Source organism: Thermorhabdus hydrogeniformans, assembly GCF_049310025.1.
Taxonomy (GTDB): domain Bacteria; phylum Bacillota; class Thermosediminibacteria; order Thermosediminibacterales; family Tepidanaerobacteraceae; genus JBJYKD01.
In genome coordinates this window covers 18,010-30,330 of record NZ_JBJYKD010000034.1, presented here as the reverse complement: position 1 = coordinate 30,330, position 12,321 = coordinate 18,010, and the positions used below count along the sequence as shown (strand labels likewise).

The window sequence follows — 12,321 nt, the reverse complement described above, 5'->3', positions numbered from 1 at the left end:
CTCAGGGATACCCACCCTTTGCAATGTCTTTTTAACTTTAATAAAGTAGTGTGAACGAAACTGTGGCTCATCTACAGGTGATCGTCAAAAAAGATATTGACACTATATAAAAAGGTGATATAATATAATTTAACAAAAAATTCATTGAAACGATAAAAGCTTTGATGGGGAACAGTAGGAACGGCCCAGGCGAAAAGAGAGAGAAGCTCGTCGGCTGAAAGGCTTCTTGCGCAAACGGCTTTCCGAACCCGCCCCGGAGCTGTTGGCGATGAGCCTAAACGGAACTTCCCCTCCGTTAAAAAGGGGAGGGTATAACCCCGGATGCTTTTTCGGGGCGTACCTCAAAGCCGGGTCTTTATGACCAAAAAAGGTGGTACCGCGGAATTTAAACCTTTCGTCCTTTGCTGGGCGAAAGGTTTTTTATTTACTGCACTATGAACCACAAATGGCGGGAGGTATAACTCATGGAGAAAGGCAATCTCGGCCTTATCGGCGCGGGTTCCATAGCGGAAGCGCTGCTGAAGGGAATGTTGAGCTGCGGCGTCTACATGCCGGGGGAGATATTTGTAATAAACCGGAAAAACGATGAAAGGCTTCGTCATTTCGCCGAAAAATATGGCGTGAACACCACCCGGGATTACAGGGAGGTGGTATCAAAATGCACCACACTGGTGATAGCCGTAAAGCCCAAAGATGTGAATCAGCTTCTCCTCACTATCAGGGAATATGTCACCGCAGACCATGTCCTGATATCGGTGGCGGCCGGGATCAGCACCGCCTTTATTGAAAGCCGCCTGGGCGGCAGAGTTCAGGTGATCCGGGCAATGCCCAACACCTCCTGTCAGGTGAAAGAATCGGCTACGGCCGTGGCCAGGGGCCGCTATGCCGGGCCCGGAGCCCTTGAGGTGGCGGACGGGATCTTCTCGTCGGTTGGAAAGGTGATCCATGTGGAGGAAGAGGCCCTGGATGCGGTGACGGGGCTTTCCGGCAGCGGACCGGCATACGTTTACCTCATGATGGAGGCAATGATAGAAGCCGGCATAAAGGCTGGCCTTGAGCGGGAGATATCGGAAAAGCTCGCCATCCAGACGGTGTTCGGTGCGGCAAAAATGGCCCTGGAAACCGGCGAGGCCCCGGGGCATCTGAGGAAAAAAGTCACGTCGCCCGGGGGCACCACCATGGCCGGTATTGAAACGCTGGAAAGCCTCGGGTTCACAAATTCCATTATCGAGGCCATCAAAAAAGCCGCCGCCAGGTCAAGAGAGCTGATGATGGAGACCAGCCTAATGGCGGGGAAATAAACCCCCTGCCGAAAAATTACTGCTGATGCAAAACCAAGTGAGGCTAAAATAAATAAAATAAAAAAGAAGAGACCCGGTCTCTTCTTTAATTTTTGCATTTAACGGTTTGCGTTTTCGGCGCTGACAGCTTCTATTTCTTTGAGGCATTTTTTGCAGATATTCTTGCCCCTGAAGTTTACCATATCTTCCGCACTGCCGCAAAATATGCACGCGGGCTCGTACTTCTTCAAGACAATCCGGTCCGCATCGACGAAAATCTCCAGTGAATCCTTTTTGGATATATCTAGAGTTCTCCTTAGTTCCATGGGAATTACTATGCGCCCCAATTCGTCAACTTTGCGAACTACCCCTGTTGATTTCATGTTTTTGCCCCCTATATGTCAATTTTCGACATATCTTTCTGGGTTAAATCATACCAGAAATGCCAATAAAAGTCAATAGTAACTAAAAAATTTTACAGTTAAAAATTTGCAAATAACTCTGCCCCTCCTTAAGTGCGTCAAATACGGGGCGCGGGCCGGAAAGACTTCAATGATGCGAAAAAAGAGATTTGAGCAAAAGGCAAGGAATTTTTTGCACTCCATAAGGCATTAAGTTCAGCGGTGTGGAAAATTGTTTGTAAACCTGTCGAAAGCCGCCTCCGGCGGGCGTTAAAATTCGACAAGCATCCGTGGTGCCGGAAAAGCAGGGCTCTGAAACTCCGGGTAAAGGGTTGAGAATAAAATTAAATGATACAAAGACCGATGTTGAGTATGTAATGAAAAGATTACTTCGCATAGATGATCTTACCTGTGAAAAAATAACAGTGATGGTTTGCGCAAAGCCCGGCGGGCCGAACTCGACCCTTATCCCCGGACCTTTTTCCCCTCCTTCAGACCTTCGAGCCGGGGATTTTTTATGACTTTATCTCCGGGCTTTAAGCCCTGCTCAATGACCACCAGTTCCTGGGTTTCCATCCCTTTTGTTACTTTCTGGACCCGGGCGCGGCCGTCTCGCACGACCCAGAGGGCGTCCCCACCTTCGTAAGGGAAAAGGCATGTTTTGGGCACCGCCATTTTATCCTTCTGCTCCAGCACCCGAAACTCCACATCCACGCTGTATCCCGGCCGAAGCTCTGGCATATTTCCCTCAGGCTGAACGGTAACTTTTACCCTTCGCTCAATGAGGCCCAGAGCCGACACTTTTTCGACAGCCGAAGGGGCGATGGATTTAACGATCCCGTAGAACCTGTAATCTCCATCTTTCCTTTTTTGAATGAGTGTAACCTTCATCCCTTCCCTGACATGGAGCACATCTTCGGCAAGCAGGTAAGTATTTATCTCATATCTGCCCGTGCCCACAATTTTCATAAGCCGCATCTGGGGCGAGACCACCATCCCTGGCTTTACGTCAACTTCCTGTACAATGCCGTCGACGGGAGCGGTAATGCGGCTGTTTCCAATCTGATATTCCAGCTGTTTTATCTGGGCGTCCACCGCTTCAATCATACCCTGGAAATACTGCTTTGCAGGGGTGTTCCCGATGCGGTTTTGGGCGGGTATTTCTCCGGAAGTACCCGCCCCCATGGGGGCGACCTGCTCCATCAAAAGTTGAAGCTTCGACCTCTGCTGCAAAAGCTCATTTTCAAGCCGCTTTACCGCATTTTCGGCGGCCTCGAGCTCCACTTCGGGCACCGCACCGCTTTCAAACAGGGTTTTCGTCCTCTGGTAATCTTCCCGGCTCCTGTCTAATTGCCGTTGTGTTTCCTCCAGCGCGAGCTTCTGCCCTTCTAACTGCTGCTCGATTTCCTGGAACGTTTTTTCTTCCTGACCTTCCAGACTTTTGCGCTGGGCCTTCAATTGTGCCAGTTGGTATTGCATATCTTTTGTATTAATCTGCACCAGCAGGGCTCCTTTAGATACCCGCTGACCCTCCTGCACCGCAAGATTTGTGATTTCTCCGCTTACCATACTATAGACAGGGCGGTCCAATGCCGCTTCCACAATTCCCTCTTCCTTAAAATCCAGCGACACCGTCTGCGGGTTTACTTCTATAAGTTCAGCTTTAAGGGGTTGCATTGCGTTAAATGCCGCATACGCCGCAACGATTACGGCAATGGCAATTATCAATGCCATTTTCACCGGCCTCTTCATGTTCCTCCACTCCCTCACCGTTATTCCCTTTCCTTCAAGACATCCACCAGGTCCAGCTCATTTACCCTGCGGGCTATCCACCGCAGGGCCAGCCATATGGCGAGTACCGTCCCTGCCAGAGCCTGCACCAGTGCCCACGGGTCTGTCACTGCCGGTATCGAATAAAGCTCGCTGCTCATGCTTCTGGATATCCCCAGATTTATAGCAAATGTCAGGGGAATGCCTGCCAGAATGCCGCAAATGCCTATAAACCACTGTTCCACCGAAATTACCTCCATCACTTCCCCCGGCCGCATTCCCAGGACCCGAAGGGAAGCAAGTTCCCTTTTCCTTTCGGCCAGCGTAATTATACTTGAGTTGTAAACTATGGCAAAACCCGTTATCACCGCCAGCAGCGCCATCATCCATATCGTATACGAATAGGAACCCATGAGCTGCCTATATTTATCTATGGTCTGCCGCCTCTCCTCGATTGTGCTTACAACTTTTGAGGTAAAGTATTTTTGCTTTAGAGCGGGAATATAATTATTGTCCATGGCTATAAAGACTGATGTAGCCATTTTACCCTGCCCAAGCAGCTTAAAACAGTAATCCTGGCTCATATATACGTTGGAGCCGAGGTACTGGGGAATTATCCCCGCCACTTCCGCATACACCGGCGACTCCCTGGCCCACGGGCTTTCTACCCGTATCCTGTCTCCCGCTCCGACATTTAATTTTTGGGCAATCTGTTCGGACAGCAACATTCCATGTTCGGGGATCGGTACCCGGTCCCCGCCTTTATCAACAGGGGTATAAAGCTCCGAATCCCGCACCAGCGCTAGAGCCACCACATCTTTTTTGTGTTGCTGATACTGAAGGCTCACAGGCACTTCCGCCACCGGTTCGACTCGCTTTACTCCTTTTTCCTTGGCCAGCTCGCTTACCGCTTCATTTGAAGGCACGGCTCGGGTGAACGTCATCTTAATATCATATTTTTGAACCTTTGTAAACTGGTCTATTATCATAACATCGCTGGCACTCATCATGGACCACAGCGAGGCCATGATGCTGAAGGTAAATACGATTCCGATAAAAGTAAAAAAGCTCCGGCCCTTATTTCTGAGCATGGTTCTTACGGCCATGCGCCCCTGTACCGTAAAAGCCGCCCAGAAACCCGGTATTTGCTCCAGCCGCGATTTTCTGTTAAATACCGGGACCGGCGGGCGCATGGCGTCCACCGGCTTCAGCCTTAAAATCCCCTTTGCCCCCTCAAAAGCTCCAATAAGGCTGAAGCCCACCGACAACAATATGCCGGAAAGAAAATATTTTACAGAAAACCTCCCGGCAAGCCCGGGCAGGCTGAAAAATTCCTGATACATTTTTGTCATGGATGCGGAAAGGGCCGTGCCGAGAATGCCTCCCATCACGCCTCCGGCCGCGCCCACTATCAGGCCGTAAGAAAGATAGTGAAAAAGGATCTCGCCCTTCCTGTATCCAAAGGCCATGAGGGTCCCTATCTGCCCCCGCTGGGATTCCACCAGCCTTTTGAGCATGATGTACAGTATAATGGCAGAAATTAAGAGAAAAAGCAGCGGAACGCTTCTGGAGGTCTTTTCCAGCTGCTTCAATTCCTGGGTCAATATGGCGTTGCTCATCTGGTCCCTGGCCGGAATTAAGCTTTCCAGGCCGTATTTTTCCAGCTCCGTCTCAAGCCGTTCTTTTACATCGTCAAACCCGTAACCCGGCTTTAAAGTAAACGATATATCGTTGACCGTCCCTTTCTGATTGAACAGGCCTTCCATGACATCATAAGGCATATATGCCACCTCAAAAGCTTGTGGATCGGGGAAAATGGTCTGAACGTCTTTCATGGCGTAAATATACTCCGGGCTCTGACCTGTCCCGGCAATTTTAAGCTCCACCTTTTTGCCTTCAATGATCACCGTAAGCGTATCGCCCAGAGAGAGCCGGTTGGCGTCGAAGAACTTGTCAGCCAGAACTATAGCCTTTTCTCCTTCGCCGGGAAACGAACCCCTGGACAATTTTACTCCGTTGAGACTATCGGATTTGTCCGTGTCCAGGGAAATCAGCCTCAAATACACATTTTTCTCTTTTTGCGGCATCAAAACCCGGACGTCATGCACCAGCCTCCCCTGGATTTGGTCTATGCCCTCTACTTCTTCGAGCTTTTCTACCCGGGAATACGGCATCGCCCGGATTTTTGCAAAGCCGTCGGCAAAATGATACTGCCTGTAAAACTCCTCTCTGGCGACAGCAAGATTATCTCTGACCAACTGCATGGAAGTATATGTCATAAGCCCTATGACGATAACAACAGCACAGGCGACATACGCCGTTTTATTTTCGCCGATGTCCCGCCACATCTTGCTTTTCAGTATCACCACGACACCTCCCCGGGCGGCAGGGGATTTGGCACATTTTCGATGCGCTCCAATCTCCCGTCTTTTAAATAAAAAACGCGGTCCGCCATCTTTGCAATGGCCGCATTATGGGTGATGACCACCACGGTCTTTTTATACATGCGGTTAAAATCCCTGAGCACCTTCAGCACCTGTATTCCCGTGGAAGAATCCAGCGCCCCGGTGGGCTCGTCGCACAGCAGTATCTCCGGGTTTTTGGCCACAGCCCTGGCGATGGCCACCCTCTGCTGCTGGCCGCCCGACAGCTGGGCCGGAAAATGGTCGGCCCTGTCGGCAAGACCGACGTGCTCCAGAACTTCCTTCGCATTCAGGGGGTTTTTGGCGATCTCCACCGACAGCATTACATTTTCGTAGGCGGTCAAATCGGGCATGAGGTTGTAAAACTGAAACACGAATCCCACCGCATCGCGCCTGTATTCCGTGAGGACTTTTTCCGGGGCGCCGTGGAGGGGTCTGCCCTTGAAATAAATTTCACCCGAGCTTGGTACATCCATGCCGCCGATGAGGTTCAGCAGGGTGCTTTTCCCGGACCCGCTGGGGCCCAGCACCACAATGAATTCTCCCGCATATATATCGAAAGTTACCCCCTTTAATGCCTCCACCCTTATTTCGCCTATCTGATAATATTTGGTGAGGTTCCGGGCTTTCAAGATAACGTCCATCGGCTTCCTCCTTTTTTCGGGGCATACCGGCCGGTAGGTATGTAGCAAGATAATTATATGATTTCTTTAAATTTACGTCAATGTAAACGCGTTTGAGACCGCCTGCTTTTAAAACATCAACGACAAAAGGGGCAATTGGACCCGGTCGGCCCCTGCGGGCGCGCTTGACTTTTGTTACATATTGTGGTATATAATTGCTGACATACTTTTAAAGACCATGAAGGGAAGAGTAAGCAGGGGGATAGGACAAAGAGAGCCGGGCGAGGTGAGAGCCGGTTCCGAAGACCCTGCCGAACATGGCCCCGGAGTCGGGCCGTCGAAGCAAAGTAGGCGGCAACGGTTAAGGCCCGTTAAAAAGCCTTCGGGTATCGGAAAAGTTTTTCCGTTTCGCGCTTTTGGCTGTGCGCGCGGATGGGAGAAACTCGTTTCCCGTACCTGGCCGAGGCCCTTTCACGGGCAAATTAGGGTGGTACCGCGAGGAAGTCCCTCGCCCCTTTACGGGGGCGGGGGATTTTTGTTGACGGTTTTATTGACGGGGCGTTTTTTGCCGACAACAAACTTTTCTCCCGGCGGGAGTACCGCAGGTTGGGCGCTTTAACCGCTCCGGTGAAAAATGAAACAAAAAATAAATAGAAGGAGGAAATCACATGGAAAAGAAAACCTTTTACATTACAACACCCATATACTACCCCAGCGACAAACTTCATATCGGCCATTCCTATACTACGGTGGCGGCCGACGCCATGGCACGGTTCAAGAGGCTCACCGGTTACGATGTTTTTTTCCTCACCGGCACCGATGAGCACGGCCAGAAGATTCAGCGCAGGGCCGAGGAGGCCGGCAAGACCCCCAAAGAGTATGTTGACGAAATTGTGGCCTGGATTAAAGAACTGTGGAAGACACTGGATGTTTCCTACGATCACTTTATCCGCACCACCGATGATTACCATGTCAAAGCCGTCCAGAACATTTTCCAGAAGTTATACGACCAGGGAGACATATATAAGGGTGAATACGAAGGATGGTACTGCACACCCTGTGAGTCCTTTTTCACGGAGCACCAGCTGGTGGACGGCAAGTGCCCCGACTGCGGTCGCCCCGTGGAACTCATTCGGGAAGAGGCTTACTTCTTCAGACTCTCCAAATACAGAGATAAGATGATCGAGTACATCGAAAGCCATCCGGAATTCATCCAGCCGCCTTCCCGGCAGAGAGAGATGATAAACAATTTCCTGAAACCGGGCCTTGAAGACCTGTGCGTTTCTCGTACCAGCTTCGACTGGGGTATTCCCGTGCCCTTTGATGAAAAGCATGTGATTTACGTCTGGATCGACGCCCTTTCAAACTATATAACCGCTCTGGGCTATTCCCTGGAGGATGACGCGCTGTTTAACAAATACTGGCCCGCTGATGTACACCTGGTGGGCAAGGAAATAGTCAGGTTCCACACCATCATATGGCCCATCATGCTCATGGCTTTAGGTGTGCCGCTGCCCAAAAAGGTCTTCGGCCACGGCTGGCTTATACTGGAAGGCGGCAAGATGTCCAAGTCCAAAGGCAATGTGATAGACCCCAGGGCGCTGGTGGACCTTTACGGCGTGGATGCCGTAAGGTATTTCCTCTTGAGGGAGATTCCCTTCGGGGCCGACGGAGTGTTTTCCAACAAGGCACTGGTGGACAGGATAAACTTTGACCTGGCCAACGACCTGGGGAACCTGCTTTCCCGCACCGTTACAATGATTGAAAAATACTGCGGCGGAAAGATTCCATCCCCCGGTCCCGCCGAAGCAATCGACAGGGAGCTTGCGGCGATGGCCGAGGCCCTGCCCGGCAGGGTGGAAACGTTGATGGACGGTCTGGAGTTTTCCGGCGCGCTTCAGGAGATATGGAAATTCATCGGTCGGGCCAACAAATACATCGATGAAACCATGCCCTGGAGCCTTGCAAAAGATCCCGACAAAAAAGACCGCCTTTCCACCGTGCTCTACAACCTGGCGGAGGCCCTCCGCATCATATCGGTGCACATATCGCCCTTTATGCCCAACACCCCGGCCAAAATTAGGCAGCAGCTGGGCATAGCCGATGAAAGTCTTGCCACGTGGGAGAGCGTAAAGACATGGGGCAAACTGCCGGCAGGGCTTTGCGTTGAAAGAAAGGAAATCATCTTCCCCAGGATTGAAGAACCCGAAGACATTGTCAAGACGGCGGGGGATGGGGAAAAACAAATTGATGACAGGCGAAACGGCGTTGAAGCTCGAGTAAAGCCCGCCGAAGAAGCGGCCGCGAACCTGGTTTCCATTGAAGAATTTGCAAAGCTCGACCTCAGGGTGGCGGAGGTGCTGGAGGCCGAAAAAGTGAAGGGCGCCGACAAGCTCCTCAAGCTTCGGATAAAAATCGGCGACGAGAGCCGTCAGATAGTCGCCGGGATCGCAAAGCATTATGCTCCCGAACAGCTGGTAGGCAAAAAAATAGTGGTGGTGGCGAACCTGAAGCCCGCAAAGCTCCGGGGTATCGAATCCCAGGGGATGCTGCTCGCCGCTTCCAACGCCGGAAAACTCACGCTTATCACTGTCGATGAAGACATAGAATCCGGTGCGAAAGTGAAATAAAATTTGATTTCGGTGCAGAAAGTTATTTTCATACCGGTCATGACCCCGCGCCGATGAATTTACTGATTATAAAGATAAACTCAGGATTTAAATTTAACCGGCGGGTCATGAGATTACAGCGCGCAGGAGGAGGTTTTATGCTTGTAGACGTCCACGCCCACCTGGACGATGATGCCTTCGACCCCGACCGGGAAGAAGTTATTCAAAAAATAAAAGAGGCGGGAATATTTGTCATAAATGCCGGCTCAGACCTCCATACCAGTGAATTTTCCGTAAGACTTGCCGAAAGGTACGATTTTGTTTACGCCTGCGTGGGGGTTCACCCCCACGAGGCCCGGAAAGCCCCGGAAGGCTACCTCCAGATCTTGCGGAACCTCGCTCAAAGCCCAAAAGTGGTAGCCGTTGGGGAAATAGGCCTTGATTACTATTACGACTTTTCCGACCGGGAAATTCAAAAGAAAGTTTTTTCGGAGCAGCTGGAACTGGCAAAGGAAGTGGGCCTTCCGGTGGTGGTCCATGACCGGGAGGCCCACGGGGACACCCTGGAAATTTTAAAGCGTTCGGGTATAAAAAGAGGCCTCATGCACTGCTATTCCGGGAGCTACGAGATAGCCGGAGAGTTCATGAACATGGGGTTTTATTTTTCCTTCGGCGGCCCCATTACCTTTAAAAACGCAAAAAGGCCCAAAGAAGTGGCGGCAAAGCTGCCCTTAGAAAAAATCCTGCTGGAGACCGACTGCCCTTACCTTTCACCCGAGCCCTACAGGGGCAAAAGAAACGACTCCACCAGGGTGAGAGTTATAGCTGAAGCCCTGGCCCATATTAAGGGGATTACCTTGCAGGAGGTGGAAAAAACCACTACATCAAATGCCCGGGAGCTGTTTAAGTTAATGTAGATACATCTCTGCGACCACATCCACCGGTTTTGGCCCTTCACCCGGTCTCCCGACTTTTTTCCAAAACTCCAGTGTGATATTTATGTTCTGAACCGCCAAGGTTAAAAATGCTCCGGGTCCCCGAATATTTCCCGAGCATTTTTTTCATAAAAGGGGATTTTTTTTCATAAAGATTATAATGGAGGGAGGTAACCTTGGAACTTTTTAGAACCGAAGAAATCCTGTGGGAGAAAGTTTATACAAAGGAATTGAAGCAGGATATAAAGCTGAAACCCTGCCCTGCCAACGTAACCGACGTGGTGTCGAAAGTTAAGGATGCGGATCACCGTATTCAAAAGGGGGCGGTGGTAGTTTCCGCAACCCTCGCGGCGGTCGTGTATTTTTCGGGCAGGGAAGGCACCCTCCGCTGTGTTGAAGTCAGGCGGCCGGTCAGGTACGTTTTTTACCCGGAAAAAGTCCTCGACGGGATGGAAGTGCGAGTTGCCTGTGTCCCGGAAATCCGGCAATATCATCTGGCGGAGGATACTCTTTCGGTGGATTTTTTATTAAACTTCAGGCTCGAAGCCGTGATTGAAAGGCCGGCTGCTTTTGCGAAGACGCTGGAGGCAAGGACGGGGAGGATAGCGACCTTCCGGGTTATAAAGGAAGAAACGGATGTGGCCGGTATAACGGGTTTTTTTGAAAAATCCGACTGCCGGAGGATTATAGCCGTAAGGCCCCATATGGATAGAGTGGAAGCAAGGGTTTTAAAAGGCCTTGTAGCGGTAGAAGGGGAGATTTCTGCGGACGTGTTCTATGTGGATGGAGCCGGCCTGGAAAAACACGGCCAGATATTCATCCCCCTTGAAAGGGTCATTCCGTGCGATGAGGCGGAACCGGAACACCTTGCCAGGGTTACGGCGGCTTTTTCGGATGTGCACTGCCGGCCGTCTCTTAAGGCGGGATATTACGGTATCATGATGGCCTGCAGGTTGAAAGTAAAGGTTTTAAAGAAAGAGGAAAGCCTGGTAGTGACGGATTTTGAACAGGACGGGTATCAGGTGGTAAAAGAAGAACTGCTGTTAAAAGAAGTGATAGGCCAGGGGGAGTTTTCTTTTTTAATAGAGGAAATTTGCCTTCTAAAACCGCCTGTTAACAATCTTGTGGATTTGTACGGGAGGGTTGAAGGGGTTTCCTGTGAGATAAAGGAAGGTCTGCTGGTGGTCCAGGGCATAATGGGGGTTGAAGTTTTTTACGTAGGCGAAAATCTTCTTTCGGCGTACCGGTATGTCGAGATAAACTTTTGCAGAAGCCACCCGGCGGCTGATGTGGACACCGCGGTGTCATATGAATTAAAACCCAGGATACTTCACCTTTCGGGGGTTTTAAAGGATGGGGGCCTGGAGATAAGAGCCCTGGTGGAAATAGGATATACCGCCGTTTGCCGAAGGTCCACCCCGGCGGTGGTGGATATAATTCCACGGGAAGGAATAGAACGGGAACTCTTCCGGGTGGAAAAGATCATGGAGACAAAGACCATTGACCTGATGGAAAAAAACGAAATAGTCCTGGATTATCCGGTAAAGCTTGTCGAGGACATAAAGGGTGAGGTTGAAAACCTGAGTGTAACGGTTTTGGATCACAGGTTTTTAATCCAGGGCGGGCTGGCCGTCCACGTTTATTATGCTGGAGCCGACGGAGTCGTCCGCTGCAGGAAAAATCTGGTGCCTTTCGGAGTGCTTGGGGATGTGAGGGGCGGCCGAGAGGATATGCAGGTGCAGGTAAATGCAAGGATAACGGAGGTGTCCGGGGAAATTGTAGGCCCGACCCGGTTAGATACGGTTTTTTTATTGAGCTTTGACGTAGAGGCCACCTGCCAGGAGGATCTGTATCTTGTGACCGGGGCGCCGGATCCCTCGAACCGGCGGTACCGGCAGGTTTTTGTAGAAGAGAGGACGCGCCGTCTTTCTCACATCATGCCCCTTGCCGCGCCCGCACTCTTTGCGAAAGATGTAACCCTGCATGGGATAGAAAAATGGATGGAGGCGGATGAGGCCGGTTTCTGGGTGGGGGGCAGGCTTCGGGTAAATGCGGCTTATGTCGGAAGGGATCATCTGGTGCACCAGGACATCGACGAGCTGGAATTCCGGTTTTATATTAAGGGCAGGGAAAACCTGGATGCAAGCAGGGTGGACGTAGCGGCCAGGCCGAGAAAGGTTGTCCTTGCCGCCGGGGGCGAGATGCTGGAAAGTGAATTTGAGATTTCTATAAAGAATTATTATTTTAAAAACGGTTAGGCGACTGCGGTTCAAAAACTTT

At 50.9% G+C, this 12,321-nt stretch carries 8 protein-coding genes and 1 other annotated feature; of the genes, 4 read left to right on the top strand and 4 right to left on the bottom strand.

Going from position 1 to position 12,321, the window contains the following annotated elements:
- Positions 1 to 464 precede the first annotated feature (464 nt).
- Positions 465 to 1,301 (top strand): pyrroline-5-carboxylate reductase, encoded by an 837-nt coding sequence (gene proC / locus ACKX14_RS13525; protein WP_422448520.1) that lies wholly within the window; start codon positions 465 to 467, stop codon positions 1,299 to 1,301.
- 98 nt (positions 1,302 to 1,399) lie between these two features.
- Here proC and ACKX14_RS13520 read toward each other — a convergent pair whose 3' ends face one another.
- From ACKX14_RS13520 to ACKX14_RS13505, 4 genes are all read right to left on the bottom strand, one after another.
- The gene (locus tag ACKX14_RS13520) at positions 1,400 to 1,663 is read right to left on the bottom strand and encodes an AbrB/MazE/SpoVT family DNA-binding domain-containing protein (protein ID WP_422448518.1); all 264 of its coding nucleotides are present in this window, start codon (positions 1,661 to 1,663) and stop codon (positions 1,400 to 1,402) included.
- 483 nt (positions 1,664 to 2,146) lie between these two features.
- The gene (locus ACKX14_RS13515; protein ID WP_422448516.1) at positions 2,147 to 3,433 is read right to left on the bottom strand and encodes an efflux RND transporter periplasmic adaptor subunit; all 1,287 of its coding nucleotides are present in this window, start codon (positions 3,431 to 3,433) and stop codon (positions 2,147 to 2,149) included.
- A 20-nt stretch (positions 3,434 to 3,453) separates the two neighbouring features.
- Positions 3,454 to 5,817, bottom strand: a complete 2,364-nt coding sequence (locus ACKX14_RS13510; protein WP_422448514.1) for an ABC transporter permease — start codon at positions 5,815 to 5,817, stop codon at positions 3,454 to 3,456.
- Complete coding sequence (locus ACKX14_RS13505; RefSeq protein ID WP_422448512.1) at positions 5,814 to 6,518, bottom strand: ABC transporter ATP-binding protein; 705 nt, start codon at positions 6,516 to 6,518, stop codon at positions 5,814 to 5,816. The genes ACKX14_RS13510 and ACKX14_RS13505 overlap by 4 nt, the downstream gene beginning before the upstream one ends.
- A 208-nt stretch (positions 6,519 to 6,726) precedes the next feature.
- Positions 6,727 to 7,016: a binding site (T-box leader), on the top strand.
- 149 nt (positions 7,017 to 7,165) lie between these two features.
- Between ACKX14_RS13505 and metG the strand changes: the two genes are divergently transcribed.
- The 3 genes from metG (at position 7,166) to ACKX14_RS13490 (ending at position 12,299) form a co-directional block, all read left to right on the top strand.
- Positions 7,166 to 9,127, top strand: coding sequence for a methionine--tRNA ligase (gene metG / locus ACKX14_RS13500; protein ID WP_422448510.1), 1,962 nt, complete (start codon positions 7,166 to 7,168; stop codon positions 9,125 to 9,127).
- 137 nt (positions 9,128 to 9,264) lie between these two features.
- Entirely contained in the window at positions 9,265 to 10,023 is a 759-nt protein-coding gene (locus ACKX14_RS13495) for a TatD family hydrolase (protein WP_422448508.1), read from the top strand.
- A gap of 194 nt (positions 10,024 to 10,217) precedes the next feature.
- Positions 10,218 to 12,299, top strand: a complete 2,082-nt coding sequence (locus ACKX14_RS13490) for a DUF3794 domain-containing protein (RefSeq protein WP_422448506.1) — start codon at positions 10,218 to 10,220, stop codon at positions 12,297 to 12,299.
- The last annotated feature ends 22 nt before the right edge of the window (positions 12,300 to 12,321 follow it).